Genomic DNA, 25466 nt, shown 5'->3' on the forward strand with positions numbered 1-25466 from the left:
ATGGTTCGGATGGGTCGGCTCAGGCCGTCAGGTCGAGGCTCTCGGTGCCGGCTGCGGGCGCGTAGTCTCCGGTGCCGGACATCAGTTCGGCCAGGATGCTTTCGCGGTGCTCGTCCAGGCCGGGCGCGCGCAGGGGCGTGCGCGCATCGATGTCGGCGAACGCGCTCATCTTGATGGGGTTGCCTGCGGTGCGGACGGGTTTCTTTCCGGCCCCTTCGACCTGGATGATCATGTTCCGCGCCTGCAGCTGCGGATGGTCGAACAGCTTGTCGATCGTGTTGATCGGTGCGCACGGAACACCGGCCTCGTTGAGGCGTTCGATCCAGTGCGCGATGGGTTCGTTGCGCGTAATGGCTTCGATGGCCTGGACCAGGGCGGGGCGATTCTTGCAGCGCAGGTCGTTGGTGAAGAACTGCACGTCCAGCGCCAGTTGGGGGTGGCCCAGGGCGTCCGCCATCAGCATGAAGAGCTGGTCGTTGCCCGCCGCGATGACGAATCGCCCATCCTTGGCGGCGAAGGTCTCGAACGGGGCGAGCGACGGGTGGCAGTCGCCCGTGCGCATCGGCACCTTCTTCTCCACGTCGAAGCGGGCGAGGGCTGTTTCCATGAGCGCGGCCTGGCAGTCCAGCATGCCGATGTCCACGCGGGTGCCCTGGGCATCGCGCGTCCGCTTGTACAGCGCCGAGACGATGCCGACGGCGGCGAACAGTGCGGCGCTGAGGTCGCCGAAGCTGGTGCCGACCCGCGCCGGAGGGGCGTCCGGCCAGCCGGTCAGGCTCATCACGCCGCCCATGGCCTGCACCACCATGTCGTAGCCGGGAAGGTCGCTGAACGGGCCGGTGTGCCCGAAGCCAGAAATGGAGGTGTAGACGAGATGCGGATGCGTGCGGGCCAGGCGTTCCGCGCCGTAGCCGAGGCGATCCATCACGCCCGGGCGGAAGTTCTCCACCAGCACGTCCGCCTCGGACAGCATGCGCTCGAGCAGGTCGCGGTCGCGCGGGCTCTTGATGTCCAGCGCGATGCTTTCCTTGCCGCGGTTGAAGCACATGAAGTAGGCCGACTCCTGGTCCACGAAGGGGCCGAACGCCCGGGTGTCGTCACCCGTCGCGATGCGCTCGATCTTGATGACCCGCGCTCCCAGATCCGCCAGCACCATCGTGCAATAGGGACCGGCCAGCACACGCGAGAAGTCGAGGACGGTGATGCCATCCAGTGGCCCTTTTTTGGGGGGCGAACCCGTGGTGGTATCCATGATGAACGTCTCCTTGGTTGTACTGATTCAGTTGCCCGCGAGAATCCAGCGCGCCGCCTTCTCGGCGATCATGAGCGTCGGGCTGTTGGTGTTGCCGCTGGTGATGGTGGGCATGACGCCGGCATCGACCACCCGCAGGTTCCGGACGCCATGGACCCGCAAGTGGCTGTCGACCACGGAAAGAGGATCCTGGGCAGGGCCCATGGCGGTGGTCCCGACCGGGTGGAAGATGGTCGTTCCGATGTCGCCAGCCAGCCGGGCCAGCTGCTCGTCGGTCTCGTACTGGGGGCCGGGCTTGTACTCCACGGGCTTGTATGGGGCCATGGCCGGTTGGGCGGCGATGCGCCGCGTCACGCGCAGCGAATCCGCGGCGACCTGACGGTCTTCGGAGGTGCTCAGGTAGTTCGGCGCGATGCGCGGCGCCTTGTCGAAATCGCGGCTCGCCAGCGTGACCTTGCCGCGGCTGGTCGGGTTCAGGTTGCAGACGCTCGCCGTGATGGCCGGGAAGGTGTGCAGCGGCTGGCCGAACGCTTCCAGGCTCAGGGGCTGGACGTGGTACTGGATGTTGGGGTGGACGTAAGCCGCGCTGCTGCGCGTGAAGATGCCGAGTTGGGACGGTGCCATGCTCATTGGCCCGCTGCGCTTGAGGAAATACTCCAGCCCGATGCCCGCCTTGCCCCACAGCGTCGAGGCCTGGGTGTTCAAGGTCTTGACGCCCTCCACCTTGTAGACCGAACGGATCTGCAGGTGGTCCTGGAGGTTGGCGCCGACGCCGGGCAGGTCACGCACCACGGGAATCTGCAGCTCGGCGAGGGCGTCCGCGTCACCGATGCCGGAGAGCTGCAACAGGTGCGGCGAGCCGATGGCACCGGAACTCAGGATGACTTCGCGGGTGGCGAAAGCCGTCTGGAGATGGCCGTTCATCACGAGTTCGACACCATCGCAGACCGGTTGGCCGTCCGAACCCTCCCTGAACAGGAGGCGGCTGGCTTGCGCGCCCGTCCACACGGTCAGGTTGGGGCGGCTCTTGCGCACGGGTCGCAGGAAGGCCTTCGCGGCATTCCAGCGCCATCCGTCGCGCTGGTTGACCTCGAAGTAGCTGACGCCGTCGTTGTCGCCGCGGTTGAAGTCGTCGGTGGCAGGGATGCCGGCTTGCCTGGCCGCCTCCGCGAAGGCATCCAGCACGTCCCACTTCAGGCGCTGCTTCTCGACACGCCACTCTCCACCCGAGCCGTGAAGGGCCTTGAAGTCTTCGCCGCGCCCGTTCAGCGCGCCCGCGTTCCGCGCATCCAGGCGGTAGTGGTCTTCATGGGCCTTGAAGTCCTTCAGGCAGCTTTCCCAGCGCCAGGCGTCGTCGCCGGTGAGGTCCGCCCAGTGGTCGTAGTCCCGCGCCTGCCCGCGCATGTAAATCATGCCGTTGATGCTGGAGCAGCCGCCCAGGGTCTTGCCCCGTGGGTACAGCAGCGTGCGCCCGTTCAGGCCGGGCGATGCCTCGGTGCGGAAGCGCCAGTCGGTGCGCGGGTTGTCGATGCAGTAGAGGTAGCCGACCGGAATGTGGATCCAAGGGTAGTTGTCGGGCCCGCCGGATTCCAGCAGAAGGACCTTCCTGGACGGGTCCGAGCTGAGCCGGTTGGCCAGCAGGCATCCGGCCGTGCCCGCGCCGATCACGATGTAGTCGAAGGACGGAGACGTCATGGACGGCCTCCCGTCGAAGCAGTCAGCAGGAAGGTCTTCATTAAATAGACCGATCGTTTATTAAAAGGCAAAAAAAGAGGCACCAGGCTTGCGAGAAGTGCGGCACGGCGGCGGCCCTGGCCACCCGCCGAGCGCCACACTTCTACGAGCATGCTGTGATCTCGGCAACGGATATATATTAGACCGATTGGTTTGTTAAATATCTAGGGTTTGCCCGAAGCGATGGTCATTTGGCGGTCGGCATGGCGAACTCGGCGCCGCGGCCGATGCTCTCGGGCCAGCGCTGCATGATGGACTTCTGCCTGGTGTAGAAGCGAACGCCCTCCTCGCCGTAGGCGTGCATGTCGCCGAACAGGCTCTTCTTCCAGCCGCCGAAGCCATGCCAGGCCATCGGAACCGGGATGGGCACGTTGATGCCGACCATGCCGACCTGGATGCGGCGGGCGAACTCGCGGGCTACGTTGCCGTCGCGCGTGAAGCAGGCCACGCCGTTGCCGAACTCATGGTCGTTGATGAGGCCGACGGCGGTGGCAAAGTCGGGAGCGCGCACGCAGGCGAGCACCGGGCCGAAGATTTCTTCCTTGTAGATGCGCATGTCGGGCGTCACGTGGTCGAACAGGCTGCCGCCGAGCCAGAAGCCGTCAGCACAGCCTTCGCCAGCATCAGCTCCCTTGAAGTTGCGTCCGTCGGCCAGGAGGGTCGCGCCTTCGTTGACGCCTTGTTCGATGTAGCCGCAGATGCGGGCGCGGGCCGCTGCGGTCACGATGGGGCCCATTTCAGCTTCGAGGTTGCTGCCATTCAGAACCTTTAGCGTCCTGGTGCGTTCCAGCAGCTTGGGAATGAGCCTGTCGGCCACGTCGCCCACCAGCACGGCGACGCTGATGGCCATGCAACGCTCGCCGGCCGAGCCGTAGCCCGCGCCGATCAGGGCATCCACCGCCTGGTCGATGTCCGCATCGGGCATGACGACCATGTGGTTCTTCGCGCCGCCCAGGGCTTGTACGCGCTTGCCGTGGCGGGCGCCGGTCTCGTAGATGTAGTTCGCGATCGGGGTCGAGCCCACGAAGGAAATGGCGGCCACGTCCGGGTGGACCAGCAGGGCGTCCACCACTTCCTTGTTGCCTTGGACGACGTTGAATACGCCGTCCGGCAGGCCCGCCTGCTTGAGCAGGTCCGCGATGAACAGGCTGGGGCTGGGGTCCGTGGGGCTGGGTTTCAGGATGAAGGTGTTGCCCGCGGCAATGGCCACCGGGAACATCCACATGGGCACCATGACGGGGAAATTGAACGGCGTCACGCCGGCAACGACGCCCAGGGGCTGGCGCATCGTCCAGTTGTCGATGCCGGTGGACACCTGGTCGGTGAAGTCCCCCTTGAGCAGTTGAGGAATGCCGCACGCGAATTCGACGATGTCGATGCCGCGAGCCACTTCGCCCTGGGCGTCGGTGAACACCTTGCCGTGTTCCGACGTGATGAGGCGGGCCAGATCGTCCTTGTGCTGGTTCAGCAGCTCCAGGAACTTGAACAGCACGCGGGCGCGGCGAATCGGGGGGGTGTTGGACCAGGCGGGGAAGGCGGCCTTGGCCGATGCGACTGCCGCATCGACGTCGTCTGCGGTGCCGATGCGCACCGTGCGTGCCGCAGCGCCCGTGGCGGGGTTGTAGATCGGCTGCGTCTGGGTGCCGGTGCCCTGGTTTCTGGCGCCACGGATGTACTGGGCGATTTCGGTGTCGGCGAAGGTATAGCTCATGGTGTGTCTCGCGGTGGTCGATGAAAAGGGGGGCCGGACGGGACTCTAGGCAGCCGCAGACCCGCGCGCAACGCAACGGGCTTGAAATGACTGTTCGCCACAGTGAACAATGGAGACATGGAAGCGAAAAAAGTCGAACTCCTCTGGAGCAACATCCACTGGCTCGTTGTCCTTGCGCAGCAGGGCAGCTATACGGCGGCGGCGGCGCGCCTGGGGGTCAGCAAGGCAGCGATGAGCCAGCACATCGCCGAGCTGGAGCGTGCCGTGGGCGTGCCCCTGGTGCGCCGCACCACACGGAGCGTGCGGCTGACCGAGGCGGGTCAGCACCTGGTCGACGAGACCAAGTCCTCGTTCGAACACATCGCCGACAGTTATGCCGGCATCAGGGACCTGGCTGGCGTTCCGCGGGGGCTGCTGCGGGTGACCGCTCCCGTGGCTTTGTCGCGCCAGCAACTCGTCCCCCAACTGGCCGGTTTCCTCAGGTCGCATCCTCAAGTGCGTCTCGAACTCGAGCTTTCGGACCGTTTGAACTCCCTGGCCGTGGAGGGCTTCGACCTGGCGATACGCCATTCCAGCACCGTGCCGGACACGCATGTGGCCTGGAAAATCTGCGAAACCCGGTCTGTCCTGGTGGCCAGCCGCGCTTACCTGCGGCGGCGCCCGGCGCCCGAGGCTCCGGCGGACCTGGCCGGGCACGATTGCCTCCACTACCCGCGCGTCCAGGAAACGCCGGCCTGGACATTCGAGGCGATCCGAGGCTCGAGGCGCGAGCGTCAACGCGTTACCGTGGCCGTCGCAGGCCCCTTCTCCGCCAACAACAGCGAGGCACTTCGCGATGCGGCCATGGCAGGATTGGGTATCGCGCTGGTTCCCGATTTCAGCGCCCAGGCCGCGCTGGAGTCGGGAAAGCTGGTGGAGGTGCTGCCGTCATGGAGCCCGGTCGGGTCGTTCGCCGATGCCCTGTATGCCATTCGACCCTATGCGAGCCACGTGCCGATGGCCGTCTCTGCATTTGTGGGCTTTCTCAGGCAAGCGTGGGCCAATGGCTTCGTCGCGACGGTTCGCACCGAGTCGCGGCAGCCATGAGCCGGGGGAGGCGCTTCATCTGTCCGTGCACCACGCGCAAAACCCTATGGACATATCGAGCCGATGGGTCTAATACTTGTGACATGTCACCCCACACCACGATGCCCCGCCGAAGAGGGCGACCGCCCAAGACGGCTGGTGACCACCGCCAAACCCGCGAGCAGTTGCTCCGGGCAGGTGTGGCGGCACTGACCGAGAAGGGCTTCTCATCGACCGGCATCGACGAAGTGCTGAAGGCGGTCGGTGTTCCCAAGGGCTCGTTCTATCATTTCTTTCCCAGCAAGGAAGCCTTCGGCGCGGAGCTCATCAAGCTCTACGCCGAGTACTTCGTCCGCAAGCTCGACCAGGCGCTGCTCGACACCAGCCTGACCCCGCTGCAGCGCATCGATGCATTTTGCAAGGACGCCGAGCGAGGGATGGGCCGGTTCGACTTCAAGCGAGGCTGCCTCATCGGCAACCTGGGCCAGGAAATGGGCGCCCTCCCCGAGGCGTTCCGGGGACTGCTCAGCGATGTGCTCATCGACTGGCAGGCAAGGGTCGAGCGCTGCCTCGAGGAGGCCAGGCGCCTCGGCGAGATTCCGAAGACGGCGGACTGCCCGCGGCTGTCCGTCTTTTTCTGGATCGGCTGGGAAGGCGCCGTGCTGCGTGCCAAACTGGAGCGCAAGAGCGAACCCCTGCGGATATTCGCCGAAGCCTTTCAAGCCTGCGTCAGGAACTGAGAGGCGCACCACCTGCGCTTTCGGCCACGCTGCCGGGCTCGGCCATCCGTACGGAAAAAGCCATGCGGCAAATCATTCCGACCCCCGTGAGCCTCCCGGGCTTGGGGTCGCATCGCGACCGCCGGCCTGCGGGCCCTGCGCGCATGCCGGCCCTGGCGCCGCCACGGAACCGGCGGCGCCCGGCTCCTGGTCCGCTCCGGGGGCGCGGGTGGCAGCCTGGGCCGCCGCACGGACGAGCGACGGACCGGTGCCGGTCCAGCGCTGCACGGCGCGGCGCAGGCTGCGCGCGCTGGAGTAGCCCGTCTTCACCGCCACGTCTTCCATCGATTGGCTGGAGCGGCACACCATCGTGAGCGTGCGGCGCCGGCGCTCCTCGCTCACCAGGCCGCGGTAAGTCAGTCCTTCCTCGGCCAGCCTGCGGCGCAGGGTGCGCTCTCCGAGATTCAGCGCGGCCGCGATGTCCGATAGCGGCGGCGCGAGCGTCTGGCTGCGCCGGAGCACCTGCACGACGGCGGCACCGAGGTCCGTCCACGGCCCCGGCGGCCAGGCCTCCAGCAGCATCGACCGCATCCGCGCCGCCACGCTGGGTTCGGCCGTCCTGAGCGCGACGGCCTGCGGCGGCAGGCTCAGCCGGTGGTCGCCTGTTTCGAAATCGACCCGGCAGCCGAAGGCCTGCTCGAACTCCGCAAGGTCCACCGGCTGCGGCAGCGCGAACTGCACGCGCAGGGGGTGGAATTCTGCGCCGAGCACCTGCTGCACCATGGCGTGGATCGATGCCAGCGTGTACGCCGCCAGGAAGGGCTCGACCTCCGGGTCATCGAAACGGGGCCGCAGCACGACGTGGAAATGCTGCTCGGTCCGTTCGCTGTACACGTTCAGCAGGCAGCCCCCGGCACGCTGGAACTCGATGAGGAACTGCAGCATGTCGTGGACGTTCGCGCACGCCATCATGCCCAGCCCCAGAGCCCCCAGCGCGACGATGTTCGCCTGGCCACCGAATCGCAACCCCTGCTCGATACCGGGCGCCGCATTCCAGAAGCGGCGGGCGACCTCCAGGGTCTGCCGGTACGACACCTGCAGCCCCGAGGCGTCGAGATCGTGCGGCTCCAGGCCCAGCCCGCGTGTCAGCCCCTCGGCCGTCATGCCGCGGGTCCATGCCCTGGACACCAGCAGGCGTATCAACAACGGAGAGATGTCCGCGCGATGCCCGCCCCGGGAAACGATAGGTGTTGTTGTCTTGGTTTGCATGCGTACTCAATTTTCACACTTTCCGCACATAAATAAACTTTTTCCAACCTTATCTACTAAATTTATCAAATCTACTTACAATTGGCCGAATGGGTACCGCAACTTTGTCAATTCGGTCCCCATGCTCGCGCAGCCTGAGATTTAAGGTTGTCCTATCGACAGAGCGAGGTCCATTGGCCTTGGCTGTCTTCACAGAGGGGCATCGCCATATGAACGGAGATAGGGAGAAGGCCTGGAAAAGCCTGGCCGCGCCATGCACCGGATTGCTCGGTGCGGCCGCCGCGCTCGGGTTGTCCGGCGCGAGCCTGGCGGGCGTGTCGTGTGCCGTGGCGCTCGTGGCATGCGGCGCATTGGGGGGCTGGATGGCCTGGCGGCCCCGGCGCACCGCCCCCGACGAACTCCTCGGATTGCTCGCGGAGTTCGAGGCCTTCAGCGCCGCCATGGCGCCCGTCTGGTCGGCACAGATCGAATCGTCGCGCGGCCAGATGGAAGAGGCGATCGCGCAGCTCAGCGCCCGGTTCGCCAACATCGTGCAGCAGCTGTCGCGAACGCTGGACCAGTCGGCGCGCGATGGAGCGGGCCCGGGGGATGCCGAAGCCGTGTACGCCCGCAGCCAGGCGCAACTGCAGGAACTGGTGGGATCGCTGCGCGACGCCATGCAGGGCAAGGCACAGATGCTGGCCAAGATAGAAGACCTGCAACGCTTCGTGGGAGAGCTGCAGGACATGGCCGAAGCGGTCTCCCGCATCGCGCAGCAAACCAACTTGCTCGCAATCAACGCGACGATCGAAGCAGCCCACGCAGGAGAACGCGGCCGCGGCTTCGCGCAAGTGGCGCAGGAAGTCCGCTCGCTGTCGCAGATGTCCGGGGACACCGGTCGCCGGATCATCGCGGCCATCAATGCGATCCATTCCGCGATCGACGAGACCCGTGCCGCGGCGCTGCTGTCCCGCAACCAGGAGCACCGCGTCATGTCCGATTCCGAGAGCCGCATCTCGCAGGTGCTGGAGCAGTTCCGGCACCTGACGGACCACCTCGCGCAGTCGGCGGACCTGCTGCGCCACGACAGCCGCCAGATCCAGGAAGAGGTGAACGATTCGCTCGTGCAGCTGCAGTTCCAGGACCGGGTGAGCCAGGTGCTCAGCCACGTGCGCGACAACATCGGCCGCATGCCCTCGGTCGTCCAGAACCACCACGCCCTGTGCGCCAGCGAGGGGGCCCTGCGGCCCCTGGATGCCGGCCCGCTGCTGCAGGAACTCGAGGCGACCTATGCGATGGCCAGCGAGCGCGCCGTGCACCGAGCCGGTTCGTCGAAGGCAAGCGCCCCTGCGCCCGCGCAGCACGAAGAAATCACATTTTTCTGAAGGACCTCTTTTATGGCAAAGACCATTCTGATCGTGGACGACTCCGCTTCCGTGCGGTCGGTCGTGGGCATCGCGCTCAGGGGCGCAGGCTACGACGTCATCGAAGGCTGCGACGGCAGCGACGCGCTGCGCCGGCTCACCGGCCAGAAGGTGCACCTGATCATCAGCGACGTGAACATGCCGAACATGGACGGCATCACCTTCCTCAAGACCGTGAAGGCCATGCCGGCCTACCGCTTCACCCCCGTGATCATGCTCACCACGGAGAGCCAGGAGGCGAAGAAGCGCGAGGGCCAGCTGGCCGGCGCCAAGGCCTGGGTGACCAAGCCGTTCCAGCCGCCCACCCTGCTGTTGGCCGTGGAAAAGCTGGTGCTGCCATGACATCCATCACCACGCTGGCCCTTGACGGCGAGCTCACCATCTACCGGGCCGCGGAAACGCGCACGGGCCTGCTCGCCGCCCTTTCCGACAGCCCCGAAGGCCTGGAAATCGATCTGGCGGGCGTGACCGAAATCGACAGTGCGGGCGTGCAACTGCTCATGGCCGCCCGCCGCGATGCGCAGGCCAGGAGCCAGTGGCTGCGCTTCACCGGATGCAATGCGCCGGTGTCGGATGTCTTCGCGCTGTTCGACCTGTCCGCATTCTTCGGCGAGACCCTCTCCGCCGGCACACCGTCCGAGGGAGACGCTCCATGAACATGGAACAGGCACTGCAGGCCTTCATCGCCGAGAGCGGCGAGTTGCTGGAGGATATGGAGCAGGCCCTCCTGGGGGTGCTGCAGGAGGACGATCCCTCCGACTCGGTGAACGCGATCTTCCGCGCGGCGCACACCATCAAGGGATCCGCGGGCCTGTTCGGCCTGGACTTCATCGTGGATTTCACCCATGTCGCGGAAAGCGTGCTCGACAAGGTGCGCGACGGCGCCATCGCCCTCGATGAATCGGTCGTGTCCCTGCTGCTGGCCTGCGGCGACCACACCGGCCGCCTCGTGGCGGCCGCGGCGGCCGGCCACACCCAGGCCGACGCGCAGCTGCAGGCCGATGCGCAGCCATTGCTGGAAGGCCTGAACCGGCTGCTGGAGCATGCCGGCGCCGCGCCCCGCACCGAGCAGCCCGCGCGCCCGGCCGAAGAAGGTCTGGCGACCTCGGTGCCGGCCGCGGCCGGAAGCCGCGCGCCGGACCACTGGCACATCTCCCTGCGCTTCGGCCGGGACGTGCTGCGCAACGGGATGGATCCCCTGTCGTTCCTGCGCTACCTCAACAAGCTCGGCACGATCACGGGCATCGCCACGCTGCCCGACGATCTGCCCGCGCTGGCGGACATGGATGCGGAATCCTGCTATCTCGGCTTCGAGATCGCCCTGCGCAGCAGCGCCAGCAAGGCCGACATCGAAGGTGCCTTCGAGTTCGTGCTCGATGACTGCGTGGTCCACATCCTTCCGCCGGACAGCGAGATCTCCCGCTACATCGACCTGATCGGCTCCATGGGAGCACAGGGGCAGGATGCCTCCCTGCGCCTGGGCGAGATCCTCGTGCATTGCGGCAGCCTGACGCGCCGGGAGCTCGACGAGGCCCTGCAGCTGCAGCACCACGGCGCGACCGAGCCGCTCGGCCAGCTGCTGGTGGAGCAGCGCCGCGTGCAGCAGCCGATCGTGGAAGCGGCACTGGTGCGCCAGAAGCAGATCAAGGAAAACCGCTCCGCCGAGCACCAGTCGGTGCGGGTCGATGCGGAAAAGCTCGACCGGCTGGTGGACCTGGTGGGAGAGCTCATCACCGCCACGGCCACGGCGACGCAGGCGGGCCGCCACGTGCAGAACGTGGCCCTGCACGAGGCGCATTCCACGCTCAACGGACTGGTCCAGGAGATCCGCGACAGCGCACTGCAACTGCGCATGGTCCGCATCGGCGCGACCTTCAACCGGTTCCAGCGCATGGTGCACGACGTATCGCGCGAAATCGGCAAGGACATCGTCCTGCAGGTGCGCGGCGAAGACACCGAACTGGACAAGACCGTGGTCGAGAAGATCGCCGACCCGCTGACGCACCTCGTGCGCAACAGCATGGACCACGGCATCGAACCGGTCGCCCTGCGCACGGAGCGCGGCAAGCCCGCGTGGGGAACCGTATCGCTCAATGCCTACCACGACTCCGGAAGCATCGTGATCGAGGTGGGCGACGACGGGGGCGGCCTGTCGCGCGACCGCATCCTGGCCAAGGCCGTCGAGCGCGGCCTGGTCGATGCGGGCAAGGCGCTCTCCGACGAGGACATCTACAACCTGATCTTCGAGCCCGGCTTCTCGACGGCCGACCAGGTCACGAACCTCTCGGGCCGGGGCGTCGGCATGGACGTGGTCAAGCGCAACATCTCGGCGCTGCGGGGTACGGTGTCACTCGACAGCCGCCCGGGCCTGGGCACCAAGACCACCGTGCGGCTGCCGCTGACGCTGGCCATCATCAACGGCTTCCAGGTCGCCGTGGGACGCTCCGTGTTCGTGCTGCCGCTCGAGTCCATCGAGGAATGCATCGAGTTCCGCGAGGACAGCGGCCACGACTACACCGAACTGCGCGGGCGCGTGCTGCCGTTCATCCGGCTGCGCACGCTCTTCCACGTGCCGGACCCGGCCGGTTCCCGCCAGAGCATCGTGGTGGTTCGGGAAGGCTCGCAGCGCTTCGGCCTGATCGTGGACCGCCTCCTGGGCGAGGCCCAGGCCGTGATCAAGCCGCTGGCGCAGATGTTCTCCCACCTCCAGGGCATCAGCGGCTCCAGCATCCTGGGCACCGGCGAGGTCGCGCTGATCCTGGACGTTCCTGCGCTCGCGGCGAAAGCCATGGCAGGGCAACGCACCGCATCCGACGCCGTGGGCGCCGCGCCGCAATGACGGCCATCGCACCCCTCCAGAAATCCCACCGCCCTGAAGGCTCCCCCATGTTCAAAAATCTCAAGGTCGCAACCAGGCTCTATCTGGGCTTCGGGACCATCCTCGCCATCCTGCTCATCCTCACGGGCGTGGCGTACGTCAATTTCGGGGCGCTCACGGAAGCGAACCGCTGGAACGTCCACACCTACGAGGTGATGTCCGAGATGGACAACGTGCTGGACGCCCTGGTCAACGTGGAAACCGGCGAACGGGGCTTCGCCCTCACCGGGGAGGACGCGTTCCTCGATCCGTACAAGGCAGGCCTGGCCAGCCTCAGGCAGCACCTGGACAAGGCCAGGGCCCTGACGCAGGACAACCCCAAGCAGCAGGAGCGGCTCGCGAGCATACAGGCCTCCAGCGAGGAATGGATCACGAAGGTCCTGGAGCCGGAGATCGCCCTGCGCCGCACCGTGAAGGACGGCAAGGCATCCATGGACGCCGTGGTGGCCAGCGTGACCGCCGCCAAGGGCAAGCAGCACATGGACCGCATGCGTGAACTGCTCGCCCAGGCGCGCAGCGCCGAAAGCGAACTGCTGGCCGTGCGCACCCGGAAAGCGGAATCCAGGCACGCCACGACCAATGCCGTGCTGATTTTCGGCAGCCTGCTGGCCGCGGCGCTGGCCGCCATCATCGCCATGGTGATCGTGCACGGACTGCAGAACGTGCTCGGTGGCGAGCCGGCGTATGCCGCCGAGGTGATGCGCCAGGTCGCCAAGGGCGACTTCACCGTGCAGGTCGCCACCCGGCCGGGCGACCAGAGCAGCCTGCTGAACACCGTGAAGGACATGGTGCGCATGTCGGGCGAGAGCATCGACGACGTGGTGCGTGTGATGGGGGCGGTCGCCCAGGGCGACCTGACGCAGACCATCACGGCCGAATACCAGGGTGCCTTCGGGCAGATGAAGGAATACGTCAACAAGACGGTGGCCAGCCTGTCGGACATCGTGACCGAAGTGAATGCCGGCGCGGAAGCCCTGGCGGGCGCCTCCGAAGAGGTGAGCGCCACGGCCCAGTCGCTCAGCCAGGCCGCCAGCGAGCAGGCCGCCGGCGTCGAGGAAACCAGCGCATCGCTCGAGCAGATGACCGCTTCCATCTCCCAGAACACCGAGAACGCCAAGCTCACCGACAGCATGGCCACCAAGGCCGCCTCCGAGGCCACCGAAGGCGGCGAGGCCGTCAAGGCCACCGTCGTTGCCATGAAGCAGATCGCCCAGAAGATCAACATCATCGACGACATCGCCTACCAGACCAACCTGCTCGCCCTGAACGCGGCCATCGAGGCCGCACGGGCCGGCGAGCACGGCAAGGGCTTCGCGGTCGTCGCCGCCGAGGTGCGCAAGCTCGCCGAGCGCAGCCAGGTCGCCGCCCAGGAAATCGGCGACGTGGCCAGCTCCAGCGTCGAACTGGCCGAACGCGCCGGCACCCTGCTGGGCGAGATGGTGCCCAGCATCCGCAAGACCTCCGACCTCGTGCAGGAGATCACCGCCGCGAGCGAGGAGCAGTCGTCCGGCGTCGGCCAGATCAACGCCGCCGTCGGCCAGCTGAGCCAGACCACGCAGCAGAACGCCTCCAGCTCCGAGGAGCTCGCCGCCACCGCCGAGGAAATGAGCAGCCAGGCCGAGCAGCTGCAGCAGACCATGGGCTTCTTCCAGCTGGCCGGCAGCGCGCCGGCCAAGGTCGCAGCACCCGCGGCCCGGAGCCGGCAGGTCCGCAAGCCGCTGGCGGCCCGCAAGCCCAAGCCGAACCTGGCCCTGGCCGATGCCGCCTTCGCCGAGGGTGTGGACGAATCCCAGTTCGCCCGCTACTGACCCGTCCATCCCCCCATCCATCCCACACACGAGGACATCCCCATGTTCCGCCCATTGAAACTATCGACCAAGCTCTTCGGAGCCTTCCTCATCGTGCTGGCCCTGATGGTCGGGCTGGGCGCCTACGCCATCAACCAGCTCGCCACGGTGAACCAGTCCACCGAAGACATCGCCACCAACTGGCTGCCCAGCGTCCGGACCATCATGCTGTCCAAGTCGAACATCAACCGCCTGCGGGTGCTGGAGATGCGCACGCTCATGGACACCAATCCTGCCGAAGTGCGGGAGTCCGTCAAGGAAGGGGTGGAACGCATCGCGGCCACCCGCAAGCTCTGGGCAGATTACGCCAAGCTGGTGAGCTCTCCGGAGGAGCAGCGCCTCTATGACCAGAGCAAGGAGGCCATGGAGACCATGTTCGCCGAGCACGAGAAACTGGGCGCCCTGATCCAGCAAGGCAATATGGCCGAAGCCCGTGCCGTGCTGGACGGCGAGGCACGCAAGGCCTACAACACGGTCCGTGCCCTGTCCGACAAGCTGTCCGACCTGAACGTCGCCGGCAGCGACAAGGCCGCAGCGGATGCAGCGGCCACCTATGCCCATGCGCGCACGCTCACCATCTCCATCCTGGCCGCCTGCGCGGCGCTGGCACTGGTTCTGGCCTTCCTGATCACCCGCTCGCTGGTGAAGCAACTGGGAGGCGAGCCCGCCTATGTCGCAGAGATCGCCAACGCCGTCTCCAACGGCGACCTGACGCTGCAGATCTCCACCCGCCAGGGCGACACCAGCAGCGTGCTGGCCGCGATGAAGAACATGGTGGACAAGCTCTCGCGCGTGGTGACCGACGTCAATTCGGGCGCGGAAGCCCTGGCGGGCGCCTCCGAAGAGGTGAGCGCCACGGCCCAGTCGCTCAGCCAGGCCGCCAGCGAGCAGGCCGCCGGTGTCGAGGAAACCAGCGCATCGCTCGAGCAGATGACCGCCTCCATCTCCCAGAACACCGAGAACGCCAAGCTCACCGACAGCATGGCCACCAAGGCCGCCTCCGAGGCCACCGAAGGCGGCGAGGCCGTCAAGGCCACCGTCGCCGCCATGAAGCAGATCGCCCAGAAGATCAACATCATCGACGACATCGCCTACCAGACCAACCTGCTCGCCCTGAACGCGGCCATCGAGGCCGCACGGGCCGGCGAGCACGGCAAGGGCTTCGCGGTCGTCGCCGCCGAGGTGCGCAAGCTCGCCGAGCGCAGCCAGGTCGCCGCCCAGGAAATCGGCGACGTGGCCAGCTCCAGCGTCGAACTGGCCGAACGCGCCGGCACCCTGCTGGGCGAGATGGTGCCCAGCATCCGCAAGACCTCCGACCTCGTGCAGGAGATCACCGCCGCGAGCGAGGAGCAGTCGTCCGGCGTCGGCCAGATCAACGCCGCCGTCGGCCAGCTGAGCCAGACCACGCAGCAGAACGCCTCCAGCTCCGAGGAGCTCGCCGCCACCGCCGAGGAAATGAGCAGCCAGGCCGAGCAGCTGCAGCAGGCCATGGGCTTCTTCAAGCTATCCGGAGGTACGCCGGCCCGGGCGTCTTCGGGCTCGGCCCGGATCGCTGCGGCGAGAAAACCCGCGCAGTCCCGCAAGCACGGCCCCAGCCTCGCCTTCGCGGGTGCCGCGGGCGCGGACGGGATCGACGAATCCCAATTCACCCGCTATTGAAGACTGCCGAGGACGCCCGCATGCCCAACGCCAAGCATTCCTCCGCCGCCACGGACCCGTCCGAGGCGGCCGCCGCCGAAGCGGCACAGTACCTCACGTTCCAGCTGGGGCGCGAAATGTTCGCCATCGGCATCCTTGCGATCAAGGAAATCATCGAGTATGGCGATCCGACCACGGTGCCGATGATGCCGCGCTCCGTGCGGGGGGTCATCAACCTCCGGGGGGCCGTGGTGCCCGTCATCGACCTGCAGGCGCACTTCGGCGGCGAGCCCGCGACCGTGGGCAAGCGCACCTGCATCGTGATCGTCGAAGTCGGTGCGGACCAGGAACGCCAGGTGATCGGCGTCGTGGTGGATGCCGTCAACGAGGTCATCGACATCAGCCCTGCCGACATCGAGCCCCCGCCCCCCTTCGGCGCCCGCATCCAGGCGGACTTCATCCAGGGCATGGGCAAGGTGCGCGACCGCCTCGTGGTCCTGCTGAACCTGGACCGCGCCTTTTCCACGCAGGCGCTGGCCGAGCTGGCCCGCGTGCCGGCCGATACGGCCTAGCCCGTTGAGACGCCCCCTAGCCCGCTGCGCCCGACCCCGCCTGCCAACGAATGAACGCACCTGACCCGTCCCTGCCCGGCGCGGCCGCCTGCTCGGTCCTCATCGTCGATGACAGCGCAACGCAGCGGCAACATGCCGTGCGGCTCTGCCACGACCTGGGCATCGGGCGGGTGCTGGAGGCCTGCCATGGCCGCCAGGCCCTGGAGGTGATCGCGGTGACGCACCCGCTTCCCAGCCTGGCCGTCGTGGACCTCGAGATGCCCGAAATGGACGGCATCGAACTCATCGAAGCCCTGCAGCAGCAAGGCCTGCGCATTCCGATCCTGCTGCTGTCGGCGCACGGGGACGCATTGCTGGATTCGGTCCAGTCGCTGGGCACGTCGGTCGTGCGCGGGCTGCACAAGCCGCTGGCCCGCGGCGACCTGCAGGCGGTGCTGGAGGAAGTCCTGTCGCCATCCGTGCCCGTCGCCGACCGGCGCCGCGCTCCCCGCATGCCGATCGATGCAGCGATGCTCGAACAGGCCATCCGGGAGGGAGGCATCACCCCCCACTTCCAGCCCAAGGCGGACACCCGGACCGGCATGCTCCGGGGGGTCGAGGCCCTGGCACGCTGGAACCATCCGGTCCTGGGCATGGTGCCGCCGGACGAATTCATCCCGCTGGCCGAGCACGCAGGGCTCATCCACGCACTGACGCTGTCCATGCTGGAGCGCAGCTTCCTGCAGTGCGCTGCCTGGCAATCGCGCGGCATGCGGCTCACGCTGTCCATCAATTTGTCGCCGCAGTTGCTGGCCTCGCCGGACATCGTGAACGAGATCTGCGCGCGGCAGATGCGGTACGGCCTGGTGCCTTCTCAACTGATGCTGGAGGTCACCGAAGGATCGATGGTGGAAACCTCCAGCGCCGCGCACTCGGCACTGGTGCGCCTGCGGCTCAAGGGGTTCGGCCTGTCCATCGACGACTACGGCACCGGGTTTTCCTCGCTGCAGCAGCTCTCGCACCTCCCCTTCTCCGAGCTCAAGATAGACCGCTCGTTCGTGCACGGCGCCCATCGCCGCAAGAGCCTGCGCGTGATCCTCGAATCGGCGCTCGACCTGGCGCGCCGGCTCAACCTCTCCACGGTGGCCGAAGGGGTGGAACACCTGGAGGACTGGCGCCTGCTACAGGACTTCGGCTGCACCAGTGCCCAGGGATGGCTGATCGCCAAGGCGATGCCCGGGGAAGACCTGCCCACCTGGAACCGCTCCCACCGCACGCGCCTGGACGCCCTGCGGCTTCCCTGACCACTGCCATCCCATGCCATCCAGAACCATCTCCGATCGCGATTACGGGCATTTCCAGCGCTTCATCTTCGATGCGGCCGGCATCACCCTGTCACCGGCGAAGAAAGCCCTCGTCTGCGGGCGCCTGGCCAAGCGCCTGCACGCGACCCGGGTGGCAGGGTATGCGGAATACTTCGCGCTGCTGCAAAGCGGCCAGGATCCCGCCGAAGTGCAGATGGCGATCGATCTGCTCACCACCAACGAAACCTATTTCTTCCGCGAAGCGCGGCATTTCGAGCTGCTGCGCAGCGCCGCGCAACAGCCCGGCGCCACCTCGCCGTTCCGCGTGTGGAGCGCGGCCAGCTCCAGCGGCGAAGAGGCCTACAGCATCGCCATGGTCCTGGCGGACTGCCGTGGCAGCCAGGCCTTCGAGGTGGTGGGCACCGACATCAGCACGCGCATGCTGGACAAGGCCCGCACCGGCCACTACCCCGAGCAGCGCGCCCGCCAGATCCCCCAGCCCTACCTGCGGCGCTTCTGCCTGAAGGGCCAGGGGCCCCAGGCGGGCACGCTGCTGGTGGCGCGCGAACTGCGCCAGAAGGTCCGCTTCCTCCACGCCAACCTGAACACGAGGCTTCCCGACCTGGGCAGCTTCGACGTCGTGTTTCTGCGCAACGTGATGATCTACTTCAACGGCGACACCAAGCGCGACGTGGTGGCCCGCGTGATCTCGTTCATCCGCCCGGGCGGATACCTCTATATCGGCCACTCGGAGAGCCTGCACGGCATCGACGCCGCCATGGAGCAGGTCGCACCCTCGGTCTATCGCAAGCCATGACGTCCGGAGCCGCTCGTGCCGACGTCTTTCAGGCCCATGGACGTCTTCCTCCAGCCGGGGGAATACTTCGTGGGTGACGACACCATGCGGCTGCGCACCATGCTGGGCTCCTGCGTGGCGATCACGCTGTGGCACCCCGCGCGCCGGATCGGCGCCATGTCGCATTTCCTGCTGGCCGACCGCGGCCGCCCCGCCCGGCCCGGCGAACTGGACGGTCGCTACGGCGACGAGGCGCTGGAACTGATGGTGCGCGGGCTGCGGCGCCAGCGCGTGTCCATCGCCGAATGCGAGGCCAAGATCTTCGGCGGCGGCAACATGTTTCCCACCCGCCCACGGTCCGCGATGGACTCCGTCGGCACCCGCAACGGCCACGCCGCTCGGCAGTTGCTGGCCGGACGGGGCATCGGCGTCCGCAGCGAACACCTTTTCGGCGACGGCCACCGGCAGGTGGTGTTCGATGTCGCCAGCGGCGCGGTCTGGGTCCGCCAGGTCCCGCCGGCCGCGCTGCGGCAACCGTAGCCGGCCTCCCTCTTCCAGCGCTTCACAGCAGAGCCCACCACCCCATGAAACCCATCCAAGTCATCGTCGTGGACGATTCCGCCGTCGTGCGCCAGGTACTCACCGGCCTGCTCGGGGAGGCTCCCGGCATCGAGGTGCTGTACGCGGCAGCCGACCCGCTGCTGGCCATGGAACGCATGAAGCACCAGTGGCCGGACGTGATCCTGCTGGACGTCGAGATGCCCCGCATGGACGGCATCACCTTCCTGCGCAAGATCATGGCCGAGCGCCCCACGCCCGTCGTCATCTGCTCCACCCTCACGGAAAAAGGTGCCAGGACCACCATGGAAGCGCTCGCCGCCGGCGCAGTGGCCATCGTGACCAAACCCCGGCTGGGCCTCAAGAGCTTCCTGACCGAGACCGCGGACGAACTGGTCGCCACCGTGCGCGCCGCTGCGCGCGCCAACGTACGGCGCCTGGCCCGCCGGGCCGGCGACCCGGCCGCGCCGCCGGCCCCCACCGGCAAGAACACCGCCGACGCCATCCTGCCCCCCGGCGCGGGCCGCGCGATGGCCCAGACCACGGAACGCGTGGTGGCCATCGGCACCTCTACCGGCGGCACGCAGGCGCTGGAAGAAGTGCTCACCGCCCTGCCCCGCGTATGCCCCGGCATCGTCATCGTGCAGCACATGCCGGAAAAATTCACCGCCGCCTTCGCCAGCCGCCTGGACGGGCTGTGCCGCATCGCCGTCAAGGAAGCGGAAAACAACGACCGCGTCGTCCCCGGCCGCGCGCTCATCGCCCCGGGAGGCAAGCACATGCTGCTGCGCCGCAGCGGTGCCCAGTACCACGTCGAAGTGCTCGACGGCCCCCTGGTGAACCGCCACCGCCCCTCCGTGGATGTGCTCTTCCGCTCCGTGGCCAAGTGCGCGGGGTCCAATGCCCACGGCATCATCATGACCGGCATGGGCGACGACGGCGCCGCGGGCCTGCTGGAGATGCACCAGGCCGGCGCCCGCACCACCGCCCAGGACGAAGAGAGCTGCGTGGTCTTCGGCATGCCGAAGGAGGCGATCAAGCGGGGGGGCGTGGACAAGGTCCTGCCGCTGTCGGCGATCTGGCGGGAGATCGGGGGGGCTTAGGGAGGGGCCAGCCGCCGAAAGCCGGCCCGCAGACCGTCAACTGCCGCCGCTGGCACACGCAGCATCTGTCGCGGACGTCGGCTTGCAGACGCGCACGCGGCCCGTCTTGAAGATGATGACCCGGCGCGTCTGTTCCAGCAGCGCCGCATCGGAAAGATCGTTGCGCGCGATTTCCATGGTGACGTTGCCGAAGTCCTTCACATAGCCCGAAGAGTTGAAGAAGATGGTGGGGGTACTGCCTGTCGCAGTACCGGTACCGGTCACGGAAAAATACGATGCCAGCGCCGGCTGGGTGGACAGCACGAGGTCCTTGGTCGCATCGAAGGAACCATCGCCATCGACATCCACGAATGCAGTCCACCCCCCCGCCCAGGAACTGCCGGAGGCAGGAACTACTCCTGCATTCATGTTGCGCTTCATGGCCTCCGTACGGGCCGAGTTGACGCTCGAAAGCAGCCCGTTGGCGGCAGAGGTTAGTTCGGAATTGCGCTGAAAGCTCACGAAGCTCGGAATGCCGATGCGCAGGAGCACGGCCACCAGCACCATCGTCACCATGAGTTCGATCAGGGTGAAGCCCCGGGCATGCCTGGCGGCCAGGCGGCGCTGGCGGGCCTGAAGCCCGTGGCACAGGGGCATCTTCATGGCCAGCACAGCTTGGGATTGGTGCTGCTGGCCGTTCCGGTGCATGACTTGACTCCCGTGCTGGTCATGGAGAGATCTCCTACGGCGGGGTCAGCCTTGACCGGGCTGGCTACCACCTTCACGCACTCTGACAGTGTCAAGGTGCTGCTACAGGTCGTGGCCGACAGCTGGTAGCTGGCCGAGCCGAGGCTTTCGCCTGCATACGTCTTGAAAGGCACCGTGAAGGAGGCAGCGATACCGCAGGCAGTATTCGCCGTGGCGGTCGCAGTACCTCCGCTATTGCTGAAACCGAGGTAGCAATTGCGCTGCGTGAGGAAACGCTCCTGCTGCTGCATGAGTTCCGCCAGCGCGGTGCGCGCCTGGGCCCGCCGGCCCTTGAGTACGGAATCGTTGTAGGCGGGATAGGCCACCGCCGCCAGGATACCGACGATCGCCACGACGATCATCAGCTCCAGCAGGGAAAAACCACGGATCGAACGATGGTGTGTCATGGGGTTGTCGCGTCCTTGCGCAGTTGCCGGTAATCGTAGATCTGCCGCCAGCTGAGCCGGCCGACCACCTCCTGCACTGTGGTGCTCTTGCCTTCGGTAACACCCGAGGAGCCGGTCTGCAGGCTGCGCTTCATGATCGTGCGAATCGCCTGGCCAGTGCTATCGTAATTGGTCACCGTGGAACTGGCGGTGTCCTCGATCACCACGAATGCGCTCAGCAGGCCCACCCTGGATTCGGCAGTGGAGCCATTGCCGAGGGAGACATCCAGGGTGTATTGGCGGCCGGAGCCCGGATTGGCGTCACAGGCGCCCGCAGAGGCGACATCTCCGGGAATGACCGTGCTGAATGCCACCGTCAGCCCGCCCAGATCGGTGAAACCGCTGATGGATCGCTCCCCGGAAGTCGGCAGATCGATATACCAGCCGGCACGCTGGGTAGTGTCTCCGTCGCTCTGGGGCCTTCCCCATTTGAAGCTGGGAACCGTCACCGTTTGCGCCGAGGTGCTCACCGTGCCTGCAGTCATCCGGCTGCGCCCGGATATGGCAGACGTGGGGTTGGAAGAGTCCGCCGTGGTGGATCCGTTATCGTAGAGCGCATATACGCTCTGAGCCCGGGTGGAAGTCCGGTCCGATGATTCCAGGTACTTGCCCGTGCCCACCAGTACGTAGAACGTTTCCTTGCTGTTCACGATCGGGCCGGTGAAGAGCTGGGGCGCCGACGTGATCGGCTGCACATTGCCGGAAGCATCCTTGGCGATGAAGAACGGATAAGGTGTGCCTCCAGACCCGAAACTGCTCAGGCCGGCGACCGTCCAGTTGCTGGTGGCCTTGTAGCCATAAGACGTGCAGGACGTATCGGTGGAGCTGCTTCTGGTGCAGGTGAAATCCAGCTTCCAGACCTTGCCATGCAGGTCGCCGGCATAGATCTGCGTCACGTCGCCGGCAAGGGCGTAGAGCGGCGTGAAATTCGCCATACCCGTGGCTACCGTGGCCGCCACAGCCGTATCCACGGGGAAAATCAGCTTGAAATAGTTGGTCCCTTCGACCCAGGCATCCCCCGAGGCCTTGTCCAGCGCGAGCAGGAAGAGCGCCGGACGGCCACCGCCGCCACCGTTGTCGAAGGTGCTGGAGTAATTGTCCGCGCCGCTGGCCACGACGGCAAACCAGCGGTAGGTATCTGCGCCGGTCCGGAACTTGAGGATCTGCGGACGTCCGACCACGAAACCCATGTCTGCATCATCAGCGCCAGTGAACTCCCACAGCGCATTGCCGACTGCAAAGGTTTCCGGCTTGGAGACGTCGAGCGCGAACACACCCCGGCCACCGGCGCCGGTACCGGAAACGAGCACGGTCTTCCAGTCGGTGGCACTGCCAGCACCCGACGTAAATGCCACCTGAGCCTCTCCCACGGCCGAGGGTGCGTCGACATAGGCCTGGTGGTTGTTGACGTAGGTCGGCGAAGTCAGGGCCGAGAGCTTGGGGCCCATCCAGCTGGGAATATAGGCAAACAGTTCATCGCCTGCGGTGATTCCCTTGCCAGTGTCCGTCTGCGCTGCGAAGGCGTGCAGCATGCCATCGTTCGCACCTGCGAACACGACTGGAGAACGACCGGCATTCTCAGTTTTGAACAACGCATAGCTGTTACCCGTGAAGGCTGCTGCAGGCGGGCCGGAGAATGTGACTCCGGAGTTCACGATATCCCCCAGCAGCTCCGTACGTACCCGGAATTGCGCACCGGCGCCTTCATTGGTGCGTACACCACGCAGGTAATTCAACCGGTCCGGCCCCAGCGAATCCGCCGTAGCGCTCGGCGAAGCCTTGCTCAGGGAAGTCTGCATCGCTTTGCCGTTGATTGCGCTCCAGGTGAACTCCGTCGCAGCCAGCCGGCTGCCATGGCCGGCGAAAATCTTCCGATCGGCAGCATTTTTGATTTTCAGGCGGGCAGCGGCACTCCACACCGGATTGGACGACACGGAAAGGCCGACCGACGAACCGCTCCCGGAACGCGTGATCTGCTCGGCGATCACGTCGCCCGTCCATGAAGCGACGTCGAACTTCGCGGAATACAGGAAATTGTCGGTGCTGGCCTGCACGCGAGAAGCAGAGGAGCTGCCGGCGATGCTGCGCGCACTTCCGATCGAGTTCTCGAAGATCGCCCTGAACGCGGCAAGCACGCCACGCGCATCGCTCTGAAGATAGTAGCTGGATGCCTCACCGGGAGCACTTGGCTTTTGCCAGACATTGTTGTCGTTCGTATCGGTGATCTGGTTCCTGAAAGGATTGCCGTAAGTGTTGTACGGATCCGGCGAACCGCTCGATGACGACGAGGAAGTCGAATTGAAGCCACCGTATTTGGCGGCCATGAAGAACTGGTTGCGCGTCTGCCGGGTAGCGGCGTCGTTCTGGGTTGCGTATTCGTTCACGTCGAACAGGAACGTCTTCACACGCAGGCCCGGGCGCTGCTTGGCGGTCGCCGCAGTCCACCGGGTGCCGCGGATGTCCTGGGTATGCGCCCAATAGGCGTATCCCATGATCTGGCTGGTCTGGCTGTTGGAAGGAACGTTCGGATTGGCAGTGTTCGGATTGGACGTCGTGCGGTTCACGCCCTGGCCGTCCACGTAGGCCGTGGAAATGCCTTTCTCGAACGACTGCACCACCTGGTGCCACGTCCGGAAGTTCGTGGCATTGTTGGCCGGATCATCGGAGGTGGGGATGTTGCGCCAATTGCCATCGTGGGTGTTGATGTCCCCGATCACCACGATGTTGCTGCGCACGCACGAATAGTTCTCGGAGGAGGAACGCGTCCCCCCATAAGGATCGATGTTCGTCCAGTCGGTATAGACAGGATAGCCGTCGTACAGCGCGCTGCCGGTGGAAGGAGTGCCCAGGCCGGAAATCGCATCCGCGGTGGGCGGCAGGCCCTGCATGTAGCGCAGCGACTGATAATAGAGTTCACCGACCGGATCGTATTGCTTGTAGCGCCCGGGCACGGGCCCGGTCCGCCCGAACTGGTTCAGGTAATTGATCACCCCGCTGATGCCGAAGACGGTATCCGATTCGGGATTCTTGTTGAAGATGCCGGTGTTGATATTCCACTCGGCCTTCGCATTCGTCGCGGTCTCCTCACGCCCCTGCACATCGAAGGTCTTCTGACCGACGTATTTCATGGGTGCACGCAGAACGCCACCATAGCGGCCATTGTTGTAGCTCGCCGTCTGGTCCATCAGGTAGCCAAAAGCCGCCAGCCTGAGCTGGTCGGAATACTTCTGGATCACGCCCACGGGCTTGTAGTTGCCACTCGGGTATTGGGTGCACAGGCCGTAGTCACGGATATCCTGCAGCAGGTCGCCGGTCTTGTTGCAGACCTGCACGCGTGAATAGAAGAAACCGTCGGAATTGAGGGCCGTGGTTTGGGGGGGCTGCCACGTACCTGTGTAGGGGCGCGTATAGCAACTCTTGCCTTGACCAGGTGCGGGATCACCGATTACCTGGTAGTTGCAATTGATGCCATTCGAGGCGGGGACGATGGCCCAGTTCCCTCGCGGGGTCAGTCGGGTGGGGGGAACACCGAACCACACCTCGCGCACGCCGGAGAAGTTGCACATGGAATTTTCCGCAGTGCAAAGTACGGCATCGTTCGGCAAGGCTACGTTGTTCTGGTAGGTGGTCGTGCCACGGCTCTGCGTTGTGGTGGGAGCGCCTAGCGTATATCCGCTAGTGTCGGAGCAGGATCCCGCGGCGGACGACCCCGCCCGGAAGTACACCCGGTTCAGGGTGTTGGCCACCCAGATGTCGTTGCCGTTGGCGCCGGTCACCATGGCAGTCGGCACGGCGCCCCAATAGGAGTTCGCCCCTCCCCCGTCCTTCGCCAGCCGCTTCGCCGGGAAGTTGTTCGAGTTCCACATGCAGATGGGATCGCCGTTCGGCAGCACGGCCCGCTGCAGGATGGTCAGCGTCGAGGTATCGACATAGCGGTCGCCACCGGAGAGCGCCAGGCGCAGCATGTCCACCGCCGAATTGGTGGCCCAGTTCAGGAAGTTTCCGCTGAAGGCATCGCTGCACTTGCGGTTCGTGGCTCTTCCTACGGGATCGAAGCGTTTGTAATCGGCGGCAGTCCTCCCGCTTTCAGGCGTCTCGGTCGGCGCGTCGTTGTATTGGTAGCAGCTTTCCGCGTCGTAATAGCCGAGGTATTCCTTGGTGTTGGCGTACGAATCATCGGTATTCGTATTGGGCACGTTGACATACTGGGCGCCCACGGTGGGAAACTCCACCGACAGGGCCAGGGCCATGGTGGGTTTGTCCTTCACGTTCACCGCGTACAGCGGGTCGCTGGACAGGTTGATCGGCGGCGTGGTGACGGGAGCACCCGTTCCCATCGCCAGGAACGATGTGCCAAACGCGAAAAGGCCCACGAGGACGGCCACAGCCCCCAGGAATGGCTTGTTGATGAAGCCCCGCTGACGCAGGGAGGGCCGGTGGGATGGACTCTGGGAGTTCATGGCGGG

General features: G+C 66.1%; 20 protein-coding genes. 13 read left to right on the top strand and 7 right to left on the bottom strand.

What is annotated here, in order from left to right:
* Nucleotides 1-19: 19 nt before the first annotated feature.
* From ACGHC0_RS18140 to ACGHC0_RS18150, 3 genes are all read right to left on the bottom strand, one after another.
* Entirely contained in the window at nucleotides 20-1252 is a 1233-nt protein-coding gene (locus tag ACGHC0_RS18140) for a CaiB/BaiF CoA transferase family protein (RefSeq protein WP_368352300.1), read from the bottom strand.
* Between the two features lie 27 nt (nucleotides 1253-1279).
* Nucleotides 1280-2947, bottom strand: a complete 1668-nt coding sequence (locus tag ACGHC0_RS18145) for a GMC family oxidoreductase (protein ID WP_368352301.1) — start codon at nucleotides 2945-2947, stop codon at nucleotides 1280-1282.
* Between the two features lie 226 nt (nucleotides 2948-3173).
* Nucleotides 3174-4697 (bottom strand): CoA-acylating methylmalonate-semialdehyde dehydrogenase, encoded by a 1524-nt coding sequence (locus tag ACGHC0_RS18150; RefSeq protein WP_368352302.1) that lies wholly within the window; start codon nucleotides 4695-4697, stop codon nucleotides 3174-3176.
* 117 nt (nucleotides 4698-4814) lie between these two features.
* Here ACGHC0_RS18150 and ACGHC0_RS18155 point away from each other — a divergent pair, with 117 nt between their 5' ends.
* Nucleotides 4815-5783, top strand: a complete 969-nt coding sequence (locus tag ACGHC0_RS18155) for a LysR family transcriptional regulator (RefSeq protein WP_415266381.1) — start codon at nucleotides 4815-4817, stop codon at nucleotides 5781-5783.
* 83 nt (nucleotides 5784-5866) lie between these two features.
* Complete coding sequence (locus ACGHC0_RS18160) at nucleotides 5867-6502, top strand: TetR/AcrR family transcriptional regulator (protein ID WP_415266382.1); 636 nt, start codon at nucleotides 5867-5869, stop codon at nucleotides 6500-6502.
* Nucleotides 6503-6574: 72 nt separating this feature from the next.
* Here the strand turns inward: ACGHC0_RS18160 and ACGHC0_RS18165 are convergent, their stop codons facing one another.
* The gene (locus ACGHC0_RS18165; RefSeq protein ID WP_415266383.1) at nucleotides 6575-7750 is read right to left on the bottom strand and encodes an AraC family transcriptional regulator ligand-binding domain-containing protein; all 1176 of its coding nucleotides are present in this window, start codon (nucleotides 7748-7750) and stop codon (nucleotides 6575-6577) included.
* A gap of 209 nt (nucleotides 7751-7959) precedes the next feature.
* Between ACGHC0_RS18165 and ACGHC0_RS18170 the strand changes: the two genes are divergently transcribed.
* From ACGHC0_RS18170 to ACGHC0_RS18220, 11 genes are read left to right on the top strand one after another with little or no spacing between them, the layout of a single operon-like run.
* A complete protein-coding gene (locus ACGHC0_RS18170) occupies nucleotides 7960-9114 on the top strand; it encodes a methyl-accepting chemotaxis protein (protein ID WP_368352306.1) in 1155 nt (384 codons plus the stop codon).
* 12 nt (nucleotides 9115-9126) lie between these two features.
* Nucleotides 9127-9495: a response regulator gene (locus ACGHC0_RS18175; RefSeq protein WP_107130092.1), complete on the top strand. Its 369-nt coding sequence runs from the start codon at nucleotides 9127-9129 to the stop codon at nucleotides 9493-9495.
* The gene (locus ACGHC0_RS18180) at nucleotides 9492-9809 is read left to right on the top strand and encodes an STAS domain-containing protein (protein WP_415266384.1); all 318 of its coding nucleotides are present in this window, start codon (nucleotides 9492-9494) and stop codon (nucleotides 9807-9809) included. The genes ACGHC0_RS18175 and ACGHC0_RS18180 overlap by 4 nt, the downstream gene beginning before the upstream one ends.
* Complete coding sequence (locus ACGHC0_RS18185) at nucleotides 9806-11992, top strand: chemotaxis protein CheA (RefSeq protein WP_415266385.1); 2187 nt, start codon at nucleotides 9806-9808, stop codon at nucleotides 11990-11992. Before ACGHC0_RS18180 ends, ACGHC0_RS18185 begins: the two co-directional genes overlap by 4 nt.
* A 47-nt stretch (nucleotides 11993-12039) precedes the next feature.
* Complete coding sequence (locus tag ACGHC0_RS18190; RefSeq protein WP_415266386.1) at nucleotides 12040-13839, top strand: methyl-accepting chemotaxis protein; 1800 nt, start codon at nucleotides 12040-12042, stop codon at nucleotides 13837-13839.
* 42 nt (nucleotides 13840-13881) lie between these two features.
* A complete protein-coding gene (locus ACGHC0_RS18195) occupies nucleotides 13882-15537 on the top strand; it encodes a methyl-accepting chemotaxis protein (RefSeq protein ID WP_415266387.1) in 1656 nt (551 codons plus the stop codon).
* A 20-nt stretch (nucleotides 15538-15557) separates the two neighbouring features.
* On the top strand, nucleotides 15558-16088 hold the full coding sequence (locus ACGHC0_RS18200) for a chemotaxis protein CheW (RefSeq protein ID WP_368352311.1): 531 nt from the start codon (nucleotides 15558-15560) through the stop codon (nucleotides 16086-16088).
* Between the two features lie 50 nt (nucleotides 16089-16138).
* Complete coding sequence (locus ACGHC0_RS18205; protein ID WP_415266388.1) at nucleotides 16139-17371, top strand: EAL domain-containing protein; 1233 nt, start codon at nucleotides 16139-16141, stop codon at nucleotides 17369-17371.
* A gap of 13 nt (nucleotides 17372-17384) precedes the next feature.
* Nucleotides 17385-18188 (top strand): CheR family methyltransferase, encoded by an 804-nt coding sequence (locus ACGHC0_RS18210; RefSeq protein WP_415266389.1) that lies wholly within the window; start codon nucleotides 17385-17387, stop codon nucleotides 18186-18188.
* Nucleotides 18189-18224: 36 nt separating this feature from the next.
* Nucleotides 18225-18707: a chemotaxis protein CheD gene (locus tag ACGHC0_RS18215; RefSeq protein ID WP_368352314.1), complete on the top strand. Its 483-nt coding sequence runs from the start codon at nucleotides 18225-18227 to the stop codon at nucleotides 18705-18707.
* A 44-nt stretch (nucleotides 18708-18751) separates the two neighbouring features.
* Nucleotides 18752-19828: a protein-glutamate methylesterase/protein-glutamine glutaminase gene (locus ACGHC0_RS18220; protein ID WP_415266390.1), complete on the top strand. Its 1077-nt coding sequence runs from the start codon at nucleotides 18752-18754 to the stop codon at nucleotides 19826-19828.
* A gap of 36 nt (nucleotides 19829-19864) precedes the next feature.
* On the opposite strand, the gene ACGHC0_RS18225 is transcribed toward ACGHC0_RS18220, so the two are convergent.
* Genes ACGHC0_RS18225 through ACGHC0_RS18235 form a run of 3 tightly spaced genes read right to left on the bottom strand, consistent with a single transcriptional unit; the run spans nucleotide 19865 to nucleotide 25460 of the window.
* A complete protein-coding gene (locus tag ACGHC0_RS18225) occupies nucleotides 19865-20470 on the bottom strand; it encodes a GspH/FimT family pseudopilin (protein ID WP_368352316.1) in 606 nt (201 codons plus the stop codon).
* Nucleotides 20467-20961: a type IV pilin protein gene (locus ACGHC0_RS18230; protein WP_415266391.1), complete on the bottom strand. Its 495-nt coding sequence runs from the start codon at nucleotides 20959-20961 to the stop codon at nucleotides 20467-20469. Before ACGHC0_RS18230 ends, ACGHC0_RS18225 begins: the two co-directional genes overlap by 4 nt.
* Nucleotides 20958-25460: a pilus assembly protein gene (locus ACGHC0_RS18235; RefSeq protein ID WP_415266392.1), complete on the bottom strand. Its 4503-nt coding sequence runs from the start codon at nucleotides 25458-25460 to the stop codon at nucleotides 20958-20960. The genes ACGHC0_RS18230 and ACGHC0_RS18235 overlap by 4 nt, the downstream gene beginning before the upstream one ends.
* Nucleotides 25461-25466 lie beyond the last annotated feature (6 nt).

Origin of the sequence: Acidovorax sacchari (genome assembly GCF_042847045.1) — a bacterium.
Lineage (GTDB): Bacteria > Pseudomonadota > Gammaproteobacteria > Burkholderiales > Burkholderiaceae_C > Paracidovorax > Paracidovorax sacchari.

Coding starts and splice junctions, on each gene's coding strand:
- ACGHC0_RS18140 (WP_368352300.1), bottom strand. CDS start 1,252: ATGGATACCACCACGGGTTCGCCCCCCAAAAAAGGGCCACTGGATGGC.
- ACGHC0_RS18145 (WP_368352301.1), bottom strand. CDS start 2,947: ATGACGTCTCCGTCCTTCGACTACATCGTGATCGGCGCGGGCACGGCC.
- ACGHC0_RS18150 (WP_368352302.1), bottom strand. CDS start 4,697: ATGAGCTATACCTTCGCCGACACCGAAATCGCCCAGTACATCCGTGGC.
- ACGHC0_RS18155 (WP_415266381.1), top strand. CDS start 4,815: ATGGAAGCGAAAAAAGTCGAACTCCTCTGGAGCAACATCCACTGGCTC.
- ACGHC0_RS18160 (WP_415266382.1), top strand. CDS start 5,867: ATGTCACCCCACACCACGATGCCCCGCCGAAGAGGGCGACCGCCCAAG.
- ACGHC0_RS18165 (WP_415266383.1), bottom strand. CDS start 7,750: ATGCAAACCAAGACAACAACACCTATCGTTTCCCGGGGCGGGCATCGC.
- ACGHC0_RS18170 (WP_368352306.1), top strand. CDS start 7,960: ATGAACGGAGATAGGGAGAAGGCCTGGAAAAGCCTGGCCGCGCCATGC.
- ACGHC0_RS18175 (WP_107130092.1), top strand. CDS start 9,127: ATGGCAAAGACCATTCTGATCGTGGACGACTCCGCTTCCGTGCGGTCG.
- ACGHC0_RS18180 (WP_415266384.1), top strand. CDS start 9,492: ATGACATCCATCACCACGCTGGCCCTTGACGGCGAGCTCACCATCTAC.
- ACGHC0_RS18185 (WP_415266385.1), top strand. CDS start 9,806: ATGAACATGGAACAGGCACTGCAGGCCTTCATCGCCGAGAGCGGCGAG.
- ACGHC0_RS18190 (WP_415266386.1), top strand. CDS start 12,040: ATGTTCAAAAATCTCAAGGTCGCAACCAGGCTCTATCTGGGCTTCGGG.
- ACGHC0_RS18195 (WP_415266387.1), top strand. CDS start 13,882: ATGTTCCGCCCATTGAAACTATCGACCAAGCTCTTCGGAGCCTTCCTC.
- ACGHC0_RS18200 (WP_368352311.1), top strand. CDS start 15,558: ATGCCCAACGCCAAGCATTCCTCCGCCGCCACGGACCCGTCCGAGGCG.
- ACGHC0_RS18205 (WP_415266388.1), top strand. CDS start 16,139: ATGAACGCACCTGACCCGTCCCTGCCCGGCGCGGCCGCCTGCTCGGTC.
- ACGHC0_RS18210 (WP_415266389.1), top strand. CDS start 17,385: ATGCCATCCAGAACCATCTCCGATCGCGATTACGGGCATTTCCAGCGC.
- ACGHC0_RS18215 (WP_368352314.1), top strand. CDS start 18,225: ATGGACGTCTTCCTCCAGCCGGGGGAATACTTCGTGGGTGACGACACC.
- ACGHC0_RS18220 (WP_415266390.1), top strand. CDS start 18,752: ATGAAACCCATCCAAGTCATCGTCGTGGACGATTCCGCCGTCGTGCGC.
- ACGHC0_RS18225 (WP_368352316.1), bottom strand. CDS start 20,470: ATGAAGATGCCCCTGTGCCACGGGCTTCAGGCCCGCCAGCGCCGCCTG.
- ACGHC0_RS18230 (WP_415266391.1), bottom strand. CDS start 20,961: ATGACACACCATCGTTCGATCCGTGGTTTTTCCCTGCTGGAGCTGATG.
- ACGHC0_RS18235 (WP_415266392.1), bottom strand. CDS start 25,460: ATGAACTCCCAGAGTCCATCCCACCGGCCCTCCCTGCGTCAGCGGGGC.